This is a genomic window from Exilispira thermophila (assembly GCF_055389015.1).
In genome coordinates this window covers 1,743,940-1,765,935 of record NZ_AP042476.1, presented here as the reverse complement: position 1 = coordinate 1,765,935, position 21,996 = coordinate 1,743,940, and the positions used below count along the sequence as shown (strand labels likewise).

The 21,996-nt window shown below is 25.3% G+C and carries 18 protein-coding genes and 1 riboswitch; of the genes, 10 read left to right on the top strand and 8 right to left on the bottom strand.

Going from position 1 to position 21,996, the window contains the following annotated elements; all coding sequences use genetic code 11:
* Positions 1–158: 158 nt before the first annotated feature.
* On the bottom strand, positions 159–2,141 hold the full coding sequence (gene uvrB / locus ACZ5EC_RS07445; protein ID WP_464304156.1) for an excinuclease ABC subunit UvrB: 1,983 nt from the start codon (positions 2,139–2,141) through the stop codon (positions 159–161).
* A 48-nt stretch (positions 2,142–2,189) separates the two neighbouring features.
* Here uvrB and ACZ5EC_RS07440 point away from each other — a divergent pair, with 48 nt between their 5' ends.
* The 7 genes from ACZ5EC_RS07440 (at position 2,190) to ACZ5EC_RS07410 (ending at position 11,480) form a co-directional block, all read left to right on the top strand.
* Positions 2,190–3,260 (top strand): hypothetical protein, encoded by a 1,071-nt coding sequence (locus ACZ5EC_RS07440; protein ID WP_464301855.1) that lies wholly within the window; start codon positions 2,190–2,192, stop codon positions 3,258–3,260.
* A 34-nt stretch (positions 3,261–3,294) separates the two neighbouring features.
* Positions 3,295–6,537, top strand: a complete 3,243-nt coding sequence (locus tag ACZ5EC_RS07435; RefSeq protein WP_464301854.1) for a cache domain-containing protein — start codon at positions 3,295–3,297, stop codon at positions 6,535–6,537.
* A gap of 76 nt (positions 6,538–6,613) precedes the next feature.
* Entirely contained in the window at positions 6,614–7,510 is an 897-nt protein-coding gene (locus ACZ5EC_RS07430; protein WP_464301853.1) for a rhomboid family intramembrane serine protease, read from the top strand.
* Between the two features lie 246 nt (positions 7,511–7,756).
* Positions 7,757–9,271: a methyl-accepting chemotaxis protein gene (locus tag ACZ5EC_RS07425; RefSeq protein ID WP_464301852.1), complete on the top strand. Its 1,515-nt coding sequence runs from the start codon at positions 7,757–7,759 to the stop codon at positions 9,269–9,271.
* Entirely contained in the window at positions 9,246–9,569 is a 324-nt protein-coding gene (locus tag ACZ5EC_RS07420; protein WP_464301851.1) for a hypothetical protein, read from the top strand. The genes ACZ5EC_RS07425 and ACZ5EC_RS07420 overlap by 26 nt, the downstream gene beginning before the upstream one ends.
* A gap of 136 nt (positions 9,570–9,705) precedes the next feature.
* On the top strand, positions 9,706–10,575 hold the full coding sequence (locus tag ACZ5EC_RS07415) for an HDOD domain-containing protein (RefSeq protein ID WP_464301850.1): 870 nt from the start codon (positions 9,706–9,708) through the stop codon (positions 10,573–10,575).
* A complete protein-coding gene (locus ACZ5EC_RS07410; protein WP_464301849.1) occupies positions 10,575–11,480 on the top strand; it encodes an MBL fold metallo-hydrolase in 906 nt (301 codons plus the stop codon). Before ACZ5EC_RS07415 ends, ACZ5EC_RS07410 begins: the two co-directional genes overlap by 1 nt.
* Here ACZ5EC_RS07410 and ACZ5EC_RS07405 read toward each other — a convergent pair.
* Positions 11,477–11,800 carry a YbjQ family protein gene (locus ACZ5EC_RS07405; RefSeq protein WP_464301848.1) on the bottom strand — a complete coding sequence of 108 codons (324 nt, stop codon included), beginning with the start codon at positions 11,798–11,800 and terminating at the stop codon, positions 11,477–11,479. The two genes, ACZ5EC_RS07410 and ACZ5EC_RS07405, sit on opposite strands and share 4 nt — an antisense overlap.
* An 83-nt stretch (positions 11,801–11,883) precedes the next feature.
* Entirely contained in the window at positions 11,884–12,957 is a 1,074-nt protein-coding gene (locus tag ACZ5EC_RS07400) for an IS110 family RNA-guided transposase (RefSeq protein ID WP_464301847.1), read from the bottom strand.
* A gap of 416 nt (positions 12,958–13,373) precedes the next feature.
* Positions 13,374–13,595: riboswitch (cobalamin riboswitch) on the bottom strand.
* A gap of 285 nt (positions 13,596–13,880) precedes the next feature.
* Here ACZ5EC_RS07400 and ACZ5EC_RS07395 point away from each other — a divergent pair.
* From ACZ5EC_RS07395 to trpS, 3 genes are all read left to right on the top strand, one after another.
* Positions 13,881–14,843 (top strand): ABC transporter ATP-binding protein, encoded by a 963-nt coding sequence (locus ACZ5EC_RS07395; RefSeq protein ID WP_464301846.1) that lies wholly within the window; start codon positions 13,881–13,883, stop codon positions 14,841–14,843.
* 104 nt (positions 14,844–14,947) lie between these two features.
* Complete coding sequence (locus tag ACZ5EC_RS07390; protein ID WP_464301845.1) at positions 14,948–16,069, top strand: ABC transporter permease; 1,122 nt, start codon at positions 14,948–14,950, stop codon at positions 16,067–16,069.
* A 156-nt stretch (positions 16,070–16,225) separates the two neighbouring features.
* Positions 16,226–17,320: a tryptophan--tRNA ligase gene (gene trpS / locus ACZ5EC_RS07385; protein ID WP_464301844.1), complete on the top strand. Its 1,095-nt coding sequence runs from the start codon at positions 16,226–16,228 to the stop codon at positions 17,318–17,320.
* 529 nt (positions 17,321–17,849) lie between these two features.
* On the opposite strand, the gene ACZ5EC_RS07380 is transcribed toward trpS, so the two are convergent.
* The 5 genes from ACZ5EC_RS07380 to ACZ5EC_RS07360 all read right to left on the bottom strand — a co-directional run bounded on the left by ACZ5EC_RS07380 (position 17,850) and on the right by ACZ5EC_RS07360 (position 21,933).
* Positions 17,850–18,287 carry a SoxR reducing system RseC family protein gene (locus tag ACZ5EC_RS07380; protein WP_464301843.1) on the bottom strand — a complete coding sequence of 146 codons (438 nt, stop codon included), beginning with the start codon at positions 18,285–18,287 and terminating at the stop codon, positions 17,850–17,852.
* A gap of 200 nt (positions 18,288–18,487) precedes the next feature.
* On the bottom strand, positions 18,488–19,306 hold the full coding sequence (locus ACZ5EC_RS07375; protein WP_464301842.1) for an RnfABCDGE type electron transport complex subunit B: 819 nt from the start codon (positions 19,304–19,306) through the stop codon (positions 18,488–18,490).
* 357 nt (positions 19,307–19,663) lie between these two features.
* Complete coding sequence (rsxA, locus tag ACZ5EC_RS07370; protein WP_464301841.1) at positions 19,664–20,242, bottom strand: electron transport complex subunit RsxA; 579 nt, start codon at positions 20,240–20,242, stop codon at positions 19,664–19,666.
* 293 nt (positions 20,243–20,535) lie between these two features.
* Complete coding sequence (gene rsxE, locus ACZ5EC_RS07365; RefSeq protein ID WP_464301840.1) at positions 20,536–21,138, bottom strand: electron transport complex subunit RsxE; 603 nt, start codon at positions 21,136–21,138, stop codon at positions 20,536–20,538.
* A 243-nt stretch (positions 21,139–21,381) separates the two neighbouring features.
* Positions 21,382–21,933, bottom strand: a complete 552-nt coding sequence (locus ACZ5EC_RS07360) for an RnfABCDGE type electron transport complex subunit G (protein WP_464301839.1) — start codon at positions 21,931–21,933, stop codon at positions 21,382–21,384.
* Positions 21,934–21,996: the final 63 nt, after the last annotated feature.

The window sequence follows — 21,996 nt, the reverse complement described above, 5'->3', positions numbered from 1 at the left end:
AATTAAGAACATTACCACCTTCTTCTCCATTACCTTCACTTCCCTTAGTTTCTTTCTTGCAAACTATATTAAAACTTAAATCTTTCTCAAAAAGAGGAGTGGTTACATCAGGAATGCCATCATAGTTTTATTTTTGGATATTCCAGTCTAAGGTAATTTTAAGAATTTTTCAATTCCTCTATTTTATCTCTCAAAATAATTGCCTGTTCAAAATTCCAGTTTTTAGCTTCATATTCCATCTGTTTTTTTAATATGTTAATAATTTTCTTTTTTTCTTTTGGGTTAAGAGGATTTAATTTTTTAATAAGGTCTTCATAAACAAGGTCTTCTTTTAATTGTTCCTCTTTTTTATGGCTAACTATAATATTTTCTATCTTTTTGTTAATAGATTTGGGAGTAATGTTGTGTTTTACATTGTATTCATTTTGAATTTTTCTTCTCCTTTTAGTTTCGTTTATTGCTGCTTCCATTGAGTTAGATATTCTATCAGCATACATGATTATTTTTCCATGTACATTTCTAGCTGCTCTACCCATCATTTGTATTAATGAAGTTTCAGATCTTAAAAATCCAACTTTATCAGCATCAATTATTGCGACAAGTGTTACCTCTGGGAGGTCAAGCCCTTCTCTAAGTAAATTTATTCCTACTAAAACCTTAAATTTTCCTTCTCTAAATTCTTTTAGAATTTCTACCCTTTCTATAGTATCAATTTCTGAATGCAAATATTTAGCAGGTATTTTTAATTTTTCAAAGTATTTAGAAAGGTCTTCTGAATTTTTTTTAGTTAAGGTTAAAACAAGGATCCTTTCATCATTTTTTAATCTTTCATTGATTTCTTTAACCAGATCTGGAATTTGATTTTCAGTAGGTCTAATTTCTATTTCAGGATCAAGTAAACCAGTAGGTCGAATTATTTGTTCAACTATTTTATATGAGTGTTTTTTTTCATAAGGACCAGGTGTAGCAGACACAAAAATTACATTTTTTAAATATTTTTCAAATTCATTGAATTTTAATGGTCTATGATCAAAAGCTGATGGCAATCTAAAACCATATTCAATCAATGATTTTTTTCTTGAATAATCACCATAATACATTCCACCTATCTGAGGGATAGTTACATGAGATTCATCTATAACAATTAAAAAATTTTCTGGAAAATAATCCAATAGAGTTGCAGGAGGTTGTCCAGGTAATCTTCCACTAAAATGTCTTGAATAGTTTTCAATCCCTTTAACAAATCCCATCTCTCTAATCATTTCTAAATCGTAATTAGTTCTTGATAATAACCTTTCTGCTTCTAAAACTTTACCCTCTTTTAATAGTTGTTGGTATCTGACACCAAGTTCTTCTTCTATTTTTTTTAAAGCATTGTCTCTAACTACAGGATTAATTACAAAATGTTTAGCTGGATATATATAGAATCTTTCAATATCATTAATTTTTTCTCCACTTACAGGATCAAATGTGTACATTTTTTCTAATATATCTTCAAAAAACATACATCTCAAAGCATTTTGTGAATATGCAGGATAAATATCAAGGATATCACCTTTTACCCTGAATTTACCCCTTATAAATTCATAATCTGACCTTTCATAAAAAATAGAAATAAGTGAATACAAAAGTTCTTCAAGGTTGTAGCTTTTATTAGTTTCTAATAAGATCCTTTGATTTTTATATTCTTCTGGATTTCCTATACCATAAATACAAGAAACTGTTGATACAACGATTACATCATTTCTGGAAAGTAGTGATTCAGTTGCTTTTAATCTAAGTCTTTCTATCTCATCATTTATTGAGCTATCTTTTTCTATATATAAATCCTTTTTAGGGAGATAAGCTTCTGGTTGATAATAATCAAAATAGGAAACAAAATATTCAACAGCATTTTCAGGAAAAAAATTTTTAAATTCCCTATAAAGCTGAGCTGCTAAAGTTTTGTTGTGGGAAATAACTAAAGCTGGAATATTCAATTTTTCAATAATATTTGCTATTGTATAAGTTTTTCCAGAGCCTGTTACTCCTAGTAATGTTAGAACTGTATTCCCTTTTGAAAATTGTTCCATAATTTCCTTAATTGCTTTTGGCTGATCTCCAGAAGGTGAAAACTTTGAAATAAGTTTAAACTTCATTATTTACCTCTTTTTTTTTTATTTTTTATAAAAATAACCGAAAAAAAAGATATGAAAAAGAAAAAGTTGATTTTCAGTGGTAGTTTAATCTTAATATTTATTTTAATTTTGTTTACAATTTTTTCATGTACAAATATAAAAAGTAAATATTATGATTCAAATGCTTCTTTTATTCAAAAGGTTTCTTATCATGTTTCAAATGGGATTACTAAAACTTATTTATTTATAAAAAACACTTTATTGAATATTGTCAAATTTTTTAAAAACATTTTTTTTAATGTTAAAACCTTTTTTATAGAAAAATTTAATACAAAGCGGAAATACAATATTAAACGCGATCAGGCAAAAACACCTGAAGAAAAAAAAGTTGAAGAGAATAAGAGTATTAATTTAAATTTTAATTATCAAAATATTAATATTGGCAAAAAAATAAACAAGGACAAATTAAATAATGATTTTATTTTAGGTTTAAAGTATTTTTATTATATTTTAAACCTTTCTTATTATGAAGCTTTACATAATTTTATTGATTCTAATGAAGTTAAAGATTATGTTACAGTTGTTTCAAATTTAAAAGCGGAACCTTTAAAACTTTTTCAGGATAAAAATAGAGGTATTTTTTACTCATTTATTTTTAAAAATAATAATATTTATATCTTTATGAAAAATGAAAATAATTTAAAATTTTATAAATTAAAACCTAATTATTTGCAGGAAATTGAAAATTATGGGTATCATATATATTCTAATTTAAATTTTAAAAGAAATATTTTTTATTATTATTTTTCTTATTCTTTTGATAAATTTAGTGATAATACTTATATTGTAAAAGGATATAAAAGGTTTACAACACTTGAAATTATTCTTTTTTCTCTATTGTTGATTTTTATTATTATTGTACTTATATTTTTTGATAGATATTATTCATATTTTTTAGAATATAAATCAATTGCTAAATCAAATAAAAAACTTGAAAAAACTGAAAAAATAATAGATAATAATATAAATAAAAAAAATAAAGAAACTAAAAAACTAAAAAAAGAAAAAAAAGATGAAGTTAAGGAAAAAGAAGATAATGAAGATAATATAGAAGAATTAGAAGATGAAATTCTTAATTTATAAATTAAAGGCAAGGAGCAAATGGAGGAGAAATTATATGGATAAAAGTTTAAAAAATATATTACTATCAATTTTTATTTCCCTATTCTTATTTGTAATATTTCTAGTTTTAGTTCTTTTTAATGTTATTCCAATTGATGTAAATTTACTTACAAAATCTACACGAGATAGATATTTTAAACAGGTTGATATTGTAAATAAAACATTTTTATCTTTAGTTGATATAGAAAAGTCAAGGATTTCATTAATAGCTGAAAATGATGATGTCATTAATGCTATAAAAGAGAATAAAATTAATGAAAATACTTATAAAATTTTATATGATTATACTAAAAAATATCCTTATTGTTATGCAATTTCATTAATCAATAAAAATAGAAAAATATTTTTTACTTATCCGCCATATAAGAAATTAAATAATCAAACAATTAATTTGAATTTTTATAATGATCTTCTTAATAATGATTTTGTTGTTGATCCTTTTTCAGATTCAAATATTGTGATTCCATATAAAGTTACAGAATTTGGTAAAGTTCAGGGTGTTTTGTTATTTCATTATGTTCCTCAATATTTTTTGAAAGAAATTACAAAAAATGCATCTACTTCAATTGAATCAATGACCCTTATAAAAAATTTAAATTTAATTGTTTATAATCTAAACAAAAGTGTATTGAAATATAAAAAAGATTTGAATAATCTTTTTTATACAGTAGCTTCTTCCAAAAATGATGGGATAATAGGACCAGTTAAATTAGATAAATATGATTATTATGTTTTTTATAAAAAAACAGGTAATAATTTTAAATCTGCAGTAGTTTTTGATAAAAGCCAATTAAATATTTCTAAACTTAATTTTTTTATTGTATCATTTTATGTTATAACAATTATTGCTCTTTTGTTCTATATTCTACTTTCACTATTTACAAAAGAGAAAGAGGAAATTACTGAAAAATTTGTACCAGAAAAAGCTATTGATAGAAAAGAGGAGGAAGAATTTTTAAGTTCAATATCTGATGAAGAGAAAAAGAGACAATATTTTGATGAGGAAGTTCTACCAGAAAAAGAAGAGGAAGTTGATCTTGAATTAAAAACACTTGTTGAAGAAGTAGCTGAACCTGAGAAAACTTCAATTGAAGAAGAAAAACATGCAGAAGAAAAAGAAGAATTAGAAATACCTTCTGGAGAGGAAAATTTAGAAGTATCATTTGAAGATACATATGGAGTAGAAATTCCAGAAGAAGTTAATAAAGATGTAGAATTAAGCGAAACAGAAGAATTTGAAAAAGCTTTTAATGAGGAAAAAACTGAAGAGTTAGGTGAAGAGTTCCCTTCAGAAGGGATGGAACAACAACCTATTTTAGAAGAAACAGAAGAAGAGATGGAATTACCAGAAATAGGTGAAGAGATTCCTTCACTGGAAGAGGAAGAGGAAAAAATAGAAGAGCCAGGTGAAATAGAAGAAGAAAGTTTTGAATTACCAGAACTTGAAGAGGAAGAAGTAGAAACAGAACAACCAGCAACAGAAGAAGGAGTTTCAGAAGAAGGTGAAGGATTAGAAATAGAAGAAAAACAACCAGAAATTAAAGAAGAAGGAAAAGAAGAAGTATTGGAAGAGGAAAAAGGTGAAGAGCTACCTCAAGAAGAGATGGAACAACAACCCATTTTAGAAGAAACAGAAGAAGAGATGGAATTACCAGAAATAGGTGAAGAGATTCCTTCACTGGAAGAGGAAGAGGAAAAAATAGAAGAGCCAGGTGAAATAGAAGAAGAAAGTTTTGAATTACCAGAACTTGAAGAGGAAGAAGTAGAAACAGAACAACCAGCAACAGAAGAAGGAGTTTCAGAAGAAGGTGAAGGATTAGAAATAGAAGAAAAACAACCAGAAATTAAAGAAGAAGGAAAAGAAGAAGTATTGGAAGAGGAAAAAGGTGAAGAGCTACCTCAAGAAGAGATGGAACAACAACCCATTTTAGAAGAATCAGAAGAAGAGATGGAATTACCAGAAATAGGTGAAGAGATTCCTTCACTGGAAGAGGAAGAGGAAAAAATTGAAGAGCCAGGTGAAACAGAAGAAGAAAGTTTTGAATTACCAGAACTTGAAGAGGAAGAAGTAGAAACAGAACAACCAGCAACAGAAGAAGGAGTTTTAGAAGAAGGTGAAGGATTAGAAATAGAAGAAGAACAACCAGAAATTAAAGAAGAAGGAAAAGAAGAAGTATTGGAAGAGGAAAAAGGTGAAGAGTTACCTCAAGAAGAGATGGAACAACAACCCATTTTAGAAGAATCAGAAGAAGAGATGGAATTACCAGAAATAGGAGAAGAGATTCTTTCACTTGAAGAGGAAGAGGAAAAAATAGAAGAGCCAGGTGAAACAGAAGAAGAAAGTTTTGAATTACCAGAACTTGAAGAGGAAGAAGAAGAAATAGAGCAACCATCAACAGAAGAAGGATTTTTAGAAGAAGGTGAAGGATTAGAAATAGAAGAGGAACAACCAGAAATTAAAGAAGAAGGAAAAGAAGAAGTATTGGAAGAGGAAAAAGGTGAAGAATTACCTTCAGAAGAGATGGAACAACAACCCATTTTAGAAGAAACAGAAGAAGAGATGCCTTCATTAGAAGAAGAAGAGGAAAAAGTAGAAGAGCAGAATGAAACTGAAATACCAGAAGAAGAAGTATTTGAAGAAGAACCAGAAAAAATAGGTAAGGAAGAAGCTATTGTTTCAGAAGAAATTGGTGAAGAAAATCATGAGAAAGTAATGGAAGCTCCAGATCTTGGTGATTTAGGTGATAATGAGGAAAAAATGGGTGAAGAACAGGAAACTGACCTTTCTGAAATTGCTTTATCAACTGAAGAATTAGATAATATAATAGAAGGAGCTGAAACAATTCAAGAATCTCCATTTGATCAAATATCGAAGGAATTTTCGTCTAATTATAATATAGATGCAATTGCTATATTTACAAATTCTGATGATAAATACATTTGCCAAGGGGCTTCAGATCCTATATTAAAAGAGCTCGAACTCGATTATGACAATATTTTAGTCAAAAAATTAAAAGAAGTTAAGAAAGATGTATATATTCCAAAGGAAATTTATAAGTTTAAACCTCTAGTTGAATTAAATGAAGAATTTTTTAAAGATATTGATGGAATATATTTAAAAGGTAAATACAAGAAAGATGAATTAATAGAAATAATTACACTCTTTATAAAAATAAATAATGAAAAATCAAAAGAAGAACTTTTACATGTAGCTAAGAAAATTTCTGCTTTGATTTAAAAAGAAAAATTGTTATATTTATCTATGAATACTTAATAAATCTGAAGCTAAATATGATGTATATAAAAGGATTAGTATGTATTATAAGGAAAAAAAATTTAATGGTGTTTATTTATTAATTATTATTAATTTTGCTGTTTATTTTATTGTTAATATTGTTTTAAGGACAAGTATTATCCAGATATTTTATACTTTGGGTATGGTCCCTGTCCTTTTTATTAAAAAAGCATTTTTATGGCAAACTTTTACTTATTTTTTTCTTCATGGTAGCTTTTCCCATATTTTCTGGAATATGTTTGCTCTATTTATGTTTGGGATACCTCTTGAAATGTTATGGGGTAGAAAAAAATTTATTATTTTTTACCTTTTAAGTGGTGTATTAACAGGAGCAGTAGCAGCTGTTATTTATCTATTATTGGGTCAGGGTGCTATTGTTATGATAGGTGCATCTGGAGCTATTTATGCTTTATTAATTGGTTTTGCTCTAACTTTTCCAGATGAATTAATACTTTTATTTTTTGTAATACCAATAAAAGCAAAATATACACCTGTGGTTTTTGCTATTATTGATTTACTTCTAGGCTTTAATGTATCTTCCAATGTTGCTCATTTTGCTCATTTAACAGGATTATTAATTGGTTATATAGTTTTTCTTTTTATGTTCAGGAAAAATGTTAAATTGGGTATTGGATTAAAGAAAAAAAATAGTTTTGTTAACAACTTTAAAAATAGAAGTAAGAATATTACAGAAGATGATAAATTTTTTTTACAACAAAGTTTATATAAATTAATTAATAATATTTATTTTTCTGATTTTGAAATAAAAAAATTACAAAATTTAGTCATACAGCTTGGTGATACAATTGTAGCTTGCAATCCTGAAGAGTTTGATCCTGAAAATATTAAGTGTTTAAAATGTAGTTACCTACCTTATTGTATTTTAAGAGAGATAAAAAGGAAACATCTGTACTAAATTTTTTCTAATTTTTAACCCAGATATTTATCCCAATAGTTTTTTCTTGATATGCTTTAAATGTATAAAGATCATTAGTAATTAATATTTTCTTGAATTTAAAAATTAAATTAATTTGAGATTTTAGAAAAATTATTTATAATGATAATAAAAGCAATAATTATAAATTATTGCAATTTGTTTTATTAAAGATAGAGATTGTCCTGTTATCAAACAATTATAAAAATAATGTAATAAGAGTGTTATATGAATTTAAGAACAAGAATTGCTGTATCATTGATTGTAGTTGCTGTAATTACAATTTTTGTTTTTGCATTTATTATTTATGAATTTAATGATTTAACTGATTATGTTAATATTCAAAAGGGTATATCAATAACAACTTTATTATTCGATGGAAATATTACACACTATACAACTTTCTGGAAAGATCATGATATGTCTCATATTGAAACAATACAAAACAATGTCAACAAAATGAATAAAATTATTGATGATGCTATAAAACTAAATAAAAAAAATATAACAAATGATTTGATCCTATTAAAAAAAGGATATGAAAATTTAACTTCTAAAGCTATAGAATATGTTAACCTTGTAAATGAGTTTGGTTTAACTGAAAAAGATGGTAAAAGAGGAGCATTTAGAGATTCTATTCATAAAGTTGAAGCTGAAATTGATAAAGCTAATAATTATAAACTTGGTTTTGATATGTTGATGTTAAGAAGAAGAGAAAAAGACTTTATTATAAGAGGGGATAAACAATATATTGACAAATGGAATTCTGATTTTAAAACTATAATCACTGATGTAAAGAAATCAAATATTAATAATTCTTTAAAAAATAGTATTTTAAAACAACTAGAGCTATATAAAGAAAATTTTATTCAATTTACTGAATTATCTTTAAAAATAAGGAGTATTGAAAAAGGGTTCATTGACCTAGTTAATGTACAAAATAAAATTATAAATAAAGCAATTGAAATTATTAATAATCAAAAAAACCGGATACAAAAATATGTTTATATATCAATTATATCAGGGTTATTAATAATATTAGTGTTTTTCTTTTTAATTGTATATTTACCTATTAAAGGGTTAATTAAACCGATTTATGATATAGTTAAACATATGAAATTGATTGAGAAAGGTAATTTTAAAACTTACCTTTCTATTCATAGAAATGATGAACTTGGTATTTTAACTACTACAATTGAAAAAGTTACTCAAAATTTAAGATCCCTTATTAAGGAAATTAGAGATTCTGTTTTGAATTTAAATTCTATTTCAGAAATTATTGTTACAAAAGTTGGTGATGTTAATAATGCTATTTCAGTGATAAATAAAAATATTGAAAAAGAGAAAACCTTACTTTCAGATCAATCTTCATCAGTTGAAGAAACATCAGCAGCTATAGAACAAATGACAAGAAATATAGATAGTTTAAATGATTCAATAGAGGAACAAGCATCAAGTATAAATGAGTCGTCAGCTGCAATAGAAGAAATGGTTTCCAACATTCAGCAGGTTACAAGAACTGTAGAAAATGCTGCAAATTCAGTAGAAAAATTGACTGAAGCTTCAAATCAAGGTAATAAAAATATTGATATTCTTACAAAATTGGTAACTGAAATAGAATCTCATTCTGAAACATTACTTGAAACAAATAAAATGATAGCAAATATTTCAGAAAAAACAAATTTGTTAGCTATGAATGCAGCAATTGAAGCTGCTCATGCAGGAAATGCAGACAGGAAATAAGCAAATAATAGAAGCAATTCAAACTTTAAATAATATTACAAAAGTTACAAAAAATGCAACAGAAGAGATAATTCGTGGAATTGAAAAAATAGATACAGTAATTTCAGAAATAGATAAAGTTGCAAATGAAAATAAAAGGGTTTCTTTAAAATTAGATGAGCAAATAGAAGTGTTTGTTTTAGATGAAAATGATGAAGAGGAAAAAAACAATAAATTGAGAGATAAAAGTATAAATTCAAATAACAATGTTATTGAAGATACTAATAATGAAGAAATAGATATTTTACCGAAAGAGTAATTATAATAAAAAAATAGTAATAATAAGAATTTAAGTATAATTAAAAATTAAAAAGATAATTCCTGGCTTTTTATGTTTTATTTTTGTACAAAATGCTTTATTATATATTTTGGTGTAATTAATTATAAGAGGTTGTATGGAAAAAATTATTAATAAAATTAAAAAAAATCTTGAATATTTACCTTCATTACCTGTTTCTACAAGTAAGGTTATTGAATTGTCCAATAAGATGAATATAACTGCTGCAGAGTTAAACAAAGTTATTTCATTGGATCCAGTATTAACAGGAAAGGTAATTAAACTTGTTAATTCAGCATATTTTTCTTTACCTAATAAAATTACTTCTTTAGTTCAAGCTATAGTTATGCTGGGGATAAATACAGTAAAAAATTTAGCCCTTTCCTCTTCTGTTCTTAAAAATTTTAATTCTGATAAATATTTCAAAGCTTTAAATATAGATAGTTACTGGAAACATTCTATTGCAGTTGGAGTAACAGCTAAAACAATTGCTATTCACAAAAGAGTAGATAAAAAATTGGTAGAATCTTATTTTATTGGGGGACTTTTACATGATATTGGAAAAATTTTACTTAATATGACCTTTCCTGAAGAATATTTAAAAGTTATTCATCAATCTGATGTAAAGAAGATTCCATTATATTTAGTTGAACAGGAAATGTTAGGAATTAATCATAATGAAGTTGGTTTATTGATAGCTGAAAAATGGAATTTCGGTGAAGAGATACAAAATATAATTAAAAATCATCATAATGTAGAATTTATCAAACAATCTAAAGATCTTTTTTTTATTAGCATTGTATTGTCTAATATGTTTGTAAAATATTTAGAAATTGGATTTTCTGGTAATAAATATTATGACCTTGATTTTATGTATGATCTATCTGATAAACATAAAATTGATTTAGATTTATTAGAAGAAAATCAGAATGAAATAAGGACAAAAATTAAAGATGCTCAAATTTTTCTTAAGATTGTGGAGGATTAATGAAAGTAACAATGTTCGGAACCAGAGGCTCCCTGCCAACACCTGGAATAAATACAAAAAAATATGGGGGTAATACAACCTCTATTCTATTAGAATTTGATAATAATACTTTTTTAATAATTGATGCTGGTACAGGGATTAAAAATCTTGGAGATTATCTTTTAAAAAATTACAAACCACCTTTTGATATAAATATTTTGATCAGTCATACTCATTGGGATCATATAATGGGGTTACCATTTTTTGTCCCTATTTACATTCCTGGAACTAAAGTGACATTCTGGGGACCATTTTCAATTAAAGGGAAAAGTTTAAAGGATATTATTACAGGACAAATGACTTATGAATATTTTCCTGTTAATTCATCAGAAGTAGCTGCTACTTTCTATGATAATGAATTAAAAGAGGGAAAATATCAAATTATGGATTGTGAAATAGATACAATATTGTTAAATCATCCCATATTAACTCTTGGGTATAAAATAAAATATAAAGATAAAACTGTTGTTACATGTTATGACCATGAAGTATATCAAAATCTTTTCAATAAAGATGATGAAGGTATAGATAGGGATGCTTTTAATGAAGCGGAAGAAATGACACAAAATTTAAATGAAAGAGTGAACAATTTTGTAGCAGGAGCTGATCTGGTTATTTATGATTCTCAATATACAAAAAAAGAATATTATTCAAAATATAAAGGATGGGGTCATTCATATTATGAGTGGGTTTTAAAAGTTGGTCTTAATTATGACATTAAAAAGCTTATTTTCCATCATCATGATCCTTCAAGAACAGATAAACAATTAGACTATATAAAAAGCTGGCTTTTAAACATTATTGATAAAAAAAACTCTAAACTTAAGATAGATATTGCAACTGAAAAAAAAGAAGTTATAATTTAAAATTCTTTTTCAACAACACAAGCTGTACCGTAAGCTAAAATTTCAGCAGCTCCAGCCATTATTTGAGAGGTATTAAATCTTATTCCTAAAACAGCATTTGCACCTAATTCTTCAGCATTTTTTGTCATTCTTTCAAGAGCTTGTTCCCTTGAATCAGTTAAAAGATTAGAATATCCTTTAATTTCACCGCCAACTATTGTTTTTAATCCAGCTGCAATATCCTGCCCAAGATGTCTTGTTCTAACTGTATTACCAGAAACTACACCCAGAATTTTCTTTACTTTGTATCCTGCTAAATTTTCTAAAGTGCTTAAAACCATTTTTCCCTCCTATAAAAATCAATATTAAATATCAAAAAATCTGCTAATTTATATAAACGAGGTAAAACCTCAAATCATTGCTTTCAGGCAACGGAATAATCTTTATTTAACAATATATCATTTGATTTTACTGGATCATATTCACAACCATTTTTTAATAATGTCCATACCAATTTACTTAACTTTCTTGAAGTTGCTATTATTGCTTTTCCACTTCCTTTTATTTTTTTCATATTTCTATAAGATTTCATATATCTATTTTCTCTTTCTCTTTTTACCCTTATCATACCCATTGTCATCTGTACAAATGCTGTTCTCAATTCTTGTGAACCTCTTTTAGTTATATTCCCATATCTTTCTTTGTCTGCTGAATTTTGTACCCATGGTACCAATCCACAATAAGAAGAAAGCTTTTTATATGAACTAAATTTATTTATGTCATCTATGTAAGCCCTTAAAGTAATTGAAGTTATCAATCCACATCCTGGTATTGTCCTTAGTATTCTTACTGCTTCATCTTTTTCTGTCATCTTTGAAAGCTCTTTCTCTATTTCTGATATTAAACTTTCTATACTATTTATTGTTTTTATTATCCCTGATACTATACTTTTTTTTATTGGGTCCGATATTTGTTCTATAATTTTTACCCTTCCTGTTTTTGTGTTAAGCTGTCCATTCTTTGTTTCTATACCCATTTCTAACATTATTCCATGTATTTGATTCTTTAAACTTACATTGGTCTTTTTTAATACTGACCTATGCTTTAATAAATCTCTTAAATTTTTACTATCTTCTTTACATAAATTTACTTCTGGTATCATATCTTTTGATAAAAATTCTGCTAATGTCCTTGCATCATGTTTATCTGTTTTGTTTATTGATTCATTTATTACTTTAAACTTTAAGGTATTTACTACATGTACTTTAAATCCATAATTTTCCATTTCTCTTTTGAAATATCTTGTATTTCCTGTAGATTCTACTGCTATTTCAATTTCTTCTGGTTGGGATAATTTCTTTAACAATCTTACAAATTCCATATATCCTTCTTTTTTTGTAGAAAATTTCCAATTAATATCTGCAATCCTTTGTTCTAAATTTTTTATACATACCGTCATTTGATGCTTGTGTAAATCAACTCCAACTGATAGTTTCATCTGCCTCCTCCAATTATTTTTTTTTAATTGAAAGCAGATTCTTTACGATATTTATTACAGAGAATAATCCATTCTCCTATTCAATCTGGATTGTTAAAATCCGATTATTATGTTGATTCGGCTGTAGGCTCTTCATTCTCCTAAACGGTCTTTTTGACCAAATTAAATGTCGAACCTAAGCCTATCTGCTTTCAGGTTTATTTTCGTTGCCTGAAAGCAGTTTCTTTATCCCCTGCTATTGATTTTTATCACATCTCCTAAATATTTTAGGGGGTTAATGGGGGAAATTATTTTTTTAGATATTAATCATTACAAAATTTGAAATTAATAAATGATTAGTTTTTCACTTTAAAAACTAAAAAGTAAGATTTTGCAAATAAATTAGAGTTTTTTGGATTTCCCACCACTTTACCCCGAAGCATCTAAATATTCTGGCAGGTTTTCCGGCTTGTGGCTATCTACTCCTTCACCTTCCCGGAATATTTGCAATTTTGATAAAATTCAAAATCACATATTATATTCCAGTGGTTTTTGAAGTTTCGTTACCACTCACGGCTGCGGGGACAGCTCAGGATTTTAACCTGATTCCCTTTTAAATTCATATAGACATTTTTATAACCAGATATAGTTTGAACATTAAACCCGTAATAAAAAAGGGGTTTTCTAAAAAATATAAATGGTAATATATATCTATATGAATCACCAGAATACCATGTATTAACATTATAGAATTTAAAATTTATAATTCAATTATATTTTTAAGATTTTATAAAAAAATTTAAATTAAAACCTTGACATATTTACAAAGTACTTTATTACTTAAAGTGCATTAATTAGTTGATTTTTTTGTATACCCAAAATTAACAATAATTACATTTCTTAAAAATTGCTAACTTCTTTTAAAATTTTTAAAGGATAATATCATGAATAATAATCTTGCAATAAAAGTAGACAATCTCAAAAAATCTTATAATAAATTTATTGCATTAAAAGGTATTTCATTTGAAGTCCCTATAGGTTCAATTTTCACAATTGTAGGACCTAATGGTGCTGGAAAAACAACTACAGTTGAAATCCTAGAGGGAATTAGAAAATTTGATGAAGGGCAAATATCTATCTTAGGAAATAAAATTGGTTCTAAATTTGTAAAGGAAAATATAGGTGTTCAATTACAGGATGGTCAATTAATGGAAAATCTTAAACCTATAGAAATTCTCAATCTTTATAGATCATTTTATAATAAAGGGTTTGATTCAAAAACTGCATTAAAATTAGTTGACCTTGAACACAAAAAAAATACTTTAATAAAAAATTTATCCGGTGGAGAAAGCAAGAGATTACAAATAGCATTAGCTGTTATTAATGATCCATCAATTATTTTTCTTGATGAACCAACAACTGGACTTGATCCGAATTCAAGAAGAAAATTATGGGATATTATTCTAAAATTTAAACAAAATGGAAAAACAATTATCTTAACAACACATTATATGGATGAAGCTGAAGAACTTTCAGATATTGTACTTATAATAAATAAAGGTAATGTGATCGCAAAAGATACACCAACCAATCTAATTTTAAATTCAAATATAGAAAACAAAATTTCAATTTCATTTACAAAAAGCTCTTTAAATAAATCAAATTTTCAAATTTTAGATTCATTTTTTACTAACTTTAAAAGTGAAATAAAAAAAATTATTAACATAGAAAATAAATATATAATTTATACAAACTATATTGAATCATTTTTAGAACAGTTTTTTTTAACTATAAGAAATACTTCTTTAAAAATTGAAAATATTTTTATAAAACACCCATCTTTAGAAGATGTTTTTCTTTTAAAAACAGGGCAGATTTATAAAAACAATTCAGCTAATAATAATTAATCTTTTAATTAAAACAACAAACAGAAGTTGTAATAAAATAAATAAAATAAATAAAATAAATAAACTATAATATTGTTGATAAATTAAAATAAACGGAGTTCTTTATGAAAGATTTAAAAATTGTAAATAATTTAATAAATGTGTTTTCATTAATGCAGAAAAGATCAAAAGGAACATTATTCTGGATCTATTTTTTTCCTGTGTTTATCTTTTTGTTTTTAGGATACATATTTGGAAATACAGATAATAGTAAAGTTAATACAATAAAAATTGGATTTGATAAAAAATATGAATCAAATCTTCCTTACAAGCTTCAACAATTAAGATATTCTCTTGACAAAAGCAAGATCTTTAAAGTGGTTTTTATAGACTATCAAGATAAAGAAAAAATGATTATTAATAATAGAATTTATGCATTTATTACTTTAGATAAAATAGACAATACAGATACAGACAAAAATAACATTTTAAAAATTTTCCTTTCTGAAAAAAATCAACAAATAAATTCAATATTAACATCATTTATAGATAAAACCAACCTGTACATTTTAAAAAATTTCCAGCAAATTAAAATTCCTTTAGAATATAAAACAAATATAATTAAAAGAAATGGCCTTACATATAAATACATATACTTTCTTTTTGCTGGAATGATTGCAATTTCTCTTATGCAAAATTCTTTTTTTTCAATCCCATCAATTATCGTTTCATATAGAAAAATGGGTTTTTTAAAAAGATTTCTATTTACACCTTTAAAAAAATCACACTTTACTATTAGTCTTGTCCTACAGAGATTCATAACGGGTATTATACAAACATTTTTATTATTTATAACAGCTTTTTTAATTTTTAAAGTAAGAGTAAATATAAACATTTTTGCATTTGTTGTATCTTTTATTATTGGAGCTTTTACATTTTCAATCATAGGATTTTTCCTCGCTGGAATTATCCAATCCGAAGAGACTTCTAGTGCTATAGGTCAAATATTAAATATGGTTTTAATGTTTACATCTGGAGTTTATTTCCCTTTAGAAATGTTACCTAAATTTTTCTTATATGTTGCATATACAAATCCAGTTTATCATTTCACAAAACTTCTTTATTCCAGTATGCTTTTAGGGCAAAATCTTATTTTTGTTTATACTAATCTTTTTGTTCTATTAGGTATGTTTTTTCTATTTTTTATTTTAACATTACTAACATTTAGATATGAAGAAGTATCTTAGTTGTGTTTGCTTGATATAATAAATAATATCAAATTGATATAATATTTATACTTTACTATTAAAAAGTTTGTTATAAATTATTAGAAACCAATAGATTCTAAAATAATAATTAATTGTTAGAAACTAAATAATTACTTTTCTAATCAGGAGTTTTCTATGAAAAGAATACTTACAGGTGATAGGCCTACAGGACCTTTACATATTGGACATTATTTTGGTTCATTAATTGAAAGAGTTAATCTTCAGGATAAATTTGAAACCTATATTCTCATTGCTGATGTACAGGCTTTAACTGACAATTTTAATAATCCTGCTAAAGTTAGAGATAATATTTTAGAAGTTGTTAAAGATTATCTTGCTTCAGGAATAGATCCAGAAAAAGCAACAATAGTTATTCAATCTAAAATGCCTGCAATTGCAGAATTAACTGTTTTTTATTCAAACCTTGTTACAATGGCTAGACTTGGTAGAAATCCTACTGTAAAAGAAGAAATTAAACAAAAAAAAGGGTTATTTGGTGAAAGTGGGGAATCATTAACTTATGGCTTTTTTGGTTACCCTGTTTCTCAAGCTGCTGATATTTTATCTTTTAATGCAAATCTTGTTCCAGTAGGAGAAGATCAATTACCAATGATTGAACTTACAAGAGAAATTGCTAGAAAATTTAATTCAATTTATGGTGAAGTTTTTGTTTTACCTGAAGCGAAAATTGGGAAAATTGGTAGAATTAAAGGTCTTGATGGAAATGCAAAAATGGGGAAATCCCAGAATAATGCAATTTTTTTAAAAGATGATGAAAAAACTTTACAAAATAAAGTAATGAAAGCTTTTACAGACCCTCAGAAACTTAGAAAAAACGACCCTGGACATCCTGAAGGTTGCATGGTTTATTATTACCATAAAATCTTTTCATTTGCCGAAAGATTGAATAAATTAAAAATAAACAATGAAAACATTGATATTAGTTATAATCCTGATTCTGAATCCAACTTACCTGATGATATCCTAAACTTAAAAAATGAATGCTTAACTGGTAAAAGGGGATGCGTTCAATGTAAAAAAGAACTTTTTAAAAAAATGAATGGCTTTTTACTACCTATTAGAGAAAAAAGAATTGCTTTTGAAAAAGATAAAGATTATTTAAAAGATGTTTTAAATCAAGGGATTAAAAAGGGTCTTGAAGTTACAGGTGAAGTTTTAGAAAAAGCTAAAACTGCAATGAAAATTGACTATAAACAGATATTAGAGTAGAAGCTAATAAAAACTATATTATTTATATTATTATCTATTTAAATTAACAATAAAAATTACTTTCTATCATTATTAAAATTTTTCGAATGGATGTCAGTTGCCAAAGGCAAAAGAATAAAACCTTCTCCGTGGTTGATGCAGTTAATGATAAAATTTGAAATTATTATTTTTGTTTAAATTAATTAAGTTAATAAATATATCCTAATTAAAATTTCTCGACTGGATTGTAGTTGCCAAAGGCTAAAAAGAAAATATATTTTCCCCGTGGCAGGAATAGATATTTAAAAATAAGAATTATTATGTTTAATTAAATTAATAAAAATATTATCTATCCTGATTAAAATTTTTTGAGCGGATTTCAGTTGTCAAAGACTAATAGATAACAAATATTGTTTTTTTATTTATGTTAAATAGATTATAATAATAAATTACATAACTGAACTAGTGAAAAAAATTTTAATCAGGATAGAATCTATTCTATTTTTTAAATATCAAAATAATTTCAATTTTATTATTAACAAAAAGGGGTTTATTTTATTTGAAAATTAATTTTTTCAATATTGTATTTTATTTTATTATGATACTTTTTATCAATAAAATAAACAATAAAACCTGATACTACCAATAAAATCATTGATAAAATAAATGAATAAAGACTTTTTAAGCTCTCAGAATATTTATTGAAAAATATATAATAACCTGTAAATATACCCAAAATTAACATAATTAATGGAATTCCATACACCAATGCTGTTGCTTTAAGAATACTCATATTTTCCATTTTTACTTTAACAACATCTTGTTTATTAAATCCCTCAAAAAAGGGAATCTTTAAAATTTTTCCCTGAATTGAACAAAAATGTTTATTAACACAACTTTCACAACTACTACTATCAGGATCTAAAATCATAACTTCTATAAATTTATTTTTTTTAATATTAACAATTTGCCCCATCTCTTCTATCATAATAACCTCTTTATTATTCATTTATTTAATTTTTTTTTAAAAGATAACAATATTTAGCTCAAATTACAAATAAGTTTTTATATTGGTTAATAGATTTTTTTATGTTTTTTATTTATTTACATATACTTTTTATTTATAGATAATTTATTTTTTTAATTATTAATTTATAACTATCTCAAATTAATTATTAATACAACAAATTATTTATTTATAACATTTTTATCAACATTAATTGCTTTAGTTGGACATTTATTTGTATATTCTTCTTTCATCTGATAATTATCAAAATTAATTACTGCTAAATTATCTATAACTTTTATTGCTTCTGGTTTACCATCAGCAGTTGCATTTCTAACACAAATTCCACATCCAATACAGGCATTTTTACAAACAGATCTAGCAACAATTGCTGGATCTTTAGATTTACAATATACAAAAACTTTTTGTGAAATTGGATGTAATTCAATAATATCTCTTGGACATGCTTCAACACAAGCACCACACCCTGTACATTTTTCAGCATCAACTTCAGGTATACCTTTCTCAGTAACATGAATTGCATCGAAAGGGCATGCTTCTTCACAATCTCCAAGTCCAACACAACCATATTTACATCGCTTTGCAACATCCTGTGAATAAATTGCAGCTGCACAACTTTTTATCCCCTTATATACTCCAGGAAACTTTGATGCTTCATTATCACCTCTACACATAACAACAGCAATTTGTCTTTCTTTTTCTTCAGCAACAACTCCCATAATTTCAGCAACTTTTTTTGCTACTTCAGGACCACCCACAACACATTTATTAACTTCTTCACCATTTTTTACAATTGCTTCAGCATATGCTGAACAGGAAGCATATCCACAACCACTACAATTAGCACCAGGTAAAGCTTCTTCAATTTCACTAATTTTAGGATCTATTTCTACATGAAATTTTTTATTGGCATAAATTAAAAATAAAGCAAATAAAAGTCCTATAATTCCCATTACAATTGTTGAAAGAAGAATACTCATTTTGTTCTCCTATTTTAAATTATTTAAAAATTTAATATTAATCATTATTTTTAATTAGTTATTATTTTTATTTTATTATTTTTTAAAACTAATTCTTTATTAATTATTTTTAAATACTATTTATTTCATTAAAATCTTTATTCTTTTTCTTTTCAAAATTAATTTTATATAATATATTTTTTAATTTTATATATTTTATTATTTTTAATATTTTATATTAATAAACTTTACTTTATCAATATATATAAATAATAATTATTGTTTTTTTAATATAAATATAATTATAGTATCCCTATTATTTTTTTATATATACATTTTAATTATAATATAACTATCATTTTTTTATAAACTTATTAATTATAAACTGATTAACCCTGAAAAACCCATAAATGCAAGTGCAAGTAAACCCGCAGTAATTAAAGTAATTGCAGCACCCTGAAATGGTTTTGGAACATCAGCTAGATCAAGCTGTTCTCTGATACCAGCCATAATAACTATAGCTAAAGTAAAACCAACACCTGCTCCAATACCAAAACTAATTGCTTCAATAAAATTGTAATTTTTTAAAGCAATTAAAAGGGCTAATCCTAAAATAGCACAGTTTGTTGTAATTAAAGGTAAGAATATACCTAAAGACCTGTATAAAGCAGGAGAAGTTTTTTTAATAAACATTTCAACAAACTGAACTAAAGATGCAATTACAAGAATAAAAGAAACATACTGTAAATATGGCATATTTAATTTTAAAAGTATTAAATTATTTATAACCCATGATACAATAGCTGTTAAAGTCATTACAAATGTAACAGCTAAACCCATTGAAAGTGCTGAATCAATTTTTTTTGATACACCAATAAATGGACATATTCCTAAAAAGTATGATAAAACAAAGTTATTTACTAAAACTGCAGAAATAAAAAGTAATAAGAAAGTCATTGTTTGACTCCTTTTTAATTTTTTAAAATTCGATTACTAAAAAATTTATACCATTTTTTATTTATTGTTTTTATTTTATATTAATTTTTATTATTTTTTTATTTATTATTTTTTTATTTATTATTTTTATTTAATATTTTTAATTTATTCTTTATTTATTTATTATCTTCCTAAATTTTTTTTATATCATTTATAAATTTTTATTTCATAATTCTTTTTACTTTATTTTTATTTACTATATTTATTTATTTTTCTTAATTTATAAATAAACTATATTTTATTTTTTTTAAAATTTATACCTTTTTATCTTTTATAAAATTGTATAACCCCATTAATAAACCTAAAGTTATAAAAGCTCCCGCAGGTAAAATCATAACTAACATTGGTTTATAGAATGATGTTAATAAATGATAACCAAAAATAGTTCCATTACCCAATAATTCTCTAATAGAACCCAAAATTACTAAAGAAGTTGTAAATCCCAATCCCATACCTAATGAATCCAATGTAGAAGCTATTACAGAATTTTTTGATGCAAAAGCTTCAATTCTACCCATAATTATACAGTTAACTACTATCAAAGGTACATATGGACCTAAAGATTTAGATAATGGAGGAAAAAAAGCTTTCAAAAAAAGGTCCGCAAATGTTACAAAGGTTGCTATTACCACAGCATATACAGGAATTCTAACTTCTGATGGAACCATTTTTCTTATCAACGAAACTAATATTGCTGAAAAAACAATAACAAATGTAGTAGCCATACCCATTGCGAAACCATTTATAGCTGAAACTGTAACAGCTAAAGTTGGACACATACCTAAAACCTGAACAAAAGTTGGATTTTCTTTCCAGAATCCTTTTAAAAAGTCATTTGCTAAATTTCTTTTAGCCATATTTTTCTCCACTATTTATATTTTGAATCTTTGCTTTTATAATTTACTAATATATTTTTTGGCATTAATAATTATTTAAAATTAAATAATGTTATAAAAACATTTAAATAATTTATAAGTACATATAATTATTTTAATTTTACTTTTTATCATTTTACACTATTTAGCAATACTATTATGTTCAATTAACTTTTAATCTATTATTATTTACATACTTATTTATAACATTTACAATAGTAAATATTATTTAATACCCAGAATTTCTTTTGCCTCTTTCATCCTTATATTAATTGCATTAACAACAGATCTTGATGAAATTGTTGCACCTGAAATTGCTTTAATTTGATTTTTAGACTTATCTGGCTCTGCATTTTTTACATATGAAATTGGATTATTAGCGTTAAGTCCTTCAAATTGTTTTTTAAACCAATCTTCTTCTATTCTTGCACCAAGTCCAGGAGTCTCAACTTCTTCTAAAACATTTATTTTAATAATCTTTTTAAAGTCTGGAGTTACTGAAACAAGTAACTTAATAGTTCCCTGATAACCTCCACCTGTAACTAAAATTGCATATGCAATAACTTTATCATTTTTATTGTAACCTTTATATATATCCATTTTATCAGTATTAACTTTTTCAATTTTTTTAACATCTGGCATTACATAACTTAACGAATCATCAAGTGCTTTTTTTTGATTTTGTTTAATCATTGGAGAAAAAAAATCAAAAACAAAAGCCAGAATAAAACCTGATAGCAATGAAATAACAGTTAAAACAATTATCATTTTTTTCATTTTATAATCCTCCAGAAATAAAATCCTATTATTTGATTTTGACCATATTTAAATAAAGTAACT

What these genes read in the sequence shown, in the direction of transcription:
- ACZ5EC_RS07395 (WP_464301846.1), top strand. Translation starts at nt 13,881, where the DNA reads ATGAATAATAATCTTGCAATAAAAGTAGACAATCTCAAAAAATCTTAT.
- ACZ5EC_RS07375 (WP_464301842.1), bottom strand. Translation starts at nt 19,306, where the DNA reads ATGAGTATTCTTCTTTCAACAATTGTAATGGGAATTATAGGACTTTTA.
- rsxA (WP_464301841.1), bottom strand. Translation starts at nt 20,242, where the DNA reads ATGACTTTCTTATTACTTTTTATTTCTGCAGTTTTAGTAAATAACTTT.
- ACZ5EC_RS07415 (WP_464301850.1), top strand. Translation starts at nt 9,706, where the DNA reads ATGGAAAAAATTATTAATAAAATTAAAAAAAATCTTGAATATTTACCT.
- rsxE (WP_464301840.1), bottom strand. Translation starts at nt 21,138, where the DNA reads ATGGCTAAAAGAAATTTAGCAAATGACTTTTTAAAAGGATTCTGGAAA.
- ACZ5EC_RS07435 (WP_464301854.1), top strand. Translation starts at nt 3,295, where the DNA reads ATGGATAAAAGTTTAAAAAATATATTACTATCAATTTTTATTTCCCTA.
- ACZ5EC_RS07390 (WP_464301845.1), top strand. Translation starts at nt 14,948, where the DNA reads ATGAAAGATTTAAAAATTGTAAATAATTTAATAAATGTGTTTTCATTA.
- ACZ5EC_RS07440 (WP_464301855.1), top strand. Translation starts at nt 2,190, where the DNA reads ATGAAAAAGAAAAAGTTGATTTTCAGTGGTAGTTTAATCTTAATATTT.
- ACZ5EC_RS07420 (WP_464301851.1), top strand. Translation starts at nt 9,246, where the DNA reads ATGCAGGAAATGCAGACAGGAAATAAGCAAATAATAGAAGCAATTCAA.
- ACZ5EC_RS07410 (WP_464301849.1), top strand. Translation starts at nt 10,575, where the DNA reads ATGAAAGTAACAATGTTCGGAACCAGAGGCTCCCTGCCAACACCTGGA.
- ACZ5EC_RS07380 (WP_464301843.1), bottom strand. Translation starts at nt 18,287, where the DNA reads ATGATAGAAGAGATGGGGCAAATTGTTAATATTAAAAAAAATAAATTT.
- ACZ5EC_RS07360 (WP_464301839.1), bottom strand. Translation starts at nt 21,933, where the DNA reads ATGAAAAAAATGATAATTGTTTTAACTGTTATTTCATTGCTATCAGGT.
- trpS (WP_464301844.1), top strand. Translation starts at nt 16,226, where the DNA reads ATGAAAAGAATACTTACAGGTGATAGGCCTACAGGACCTTTACATATT.
- ACZ5EC_RS07430 (WP_464301853.1), top strand. Translation starts at nt 6,614, where the DNA reads ATGTATTATAAGGAAAAAAAATTTAATGGTGTTTATTTATTAATTATT.
- ACZ5EC_RS07405 (WP_464301848.1), bottom strand. Translation starts at nt 11,800, where the DNA reads ATGGTTTTAAGCACTTTAGAAAATTTAGCAGGATACAAAGTAAAGAAA.
- ACZ5EC_RS07425 (WP_464301852.1), top strand. Translation starts at nt 7,757, where the DNA reads ATGAATTTAAGAACAAGAATTGCTGTATCATTGATTGTAGTTGCTGTA.
- ACZ5EC_RS07400 (WP_464301847.1), bottom strand. Translation starts at nt 12,957, where the DNA reads ATGAAACTATCAGTTGGAGTTGATTTACACAAGCATCAAATGACGGTA.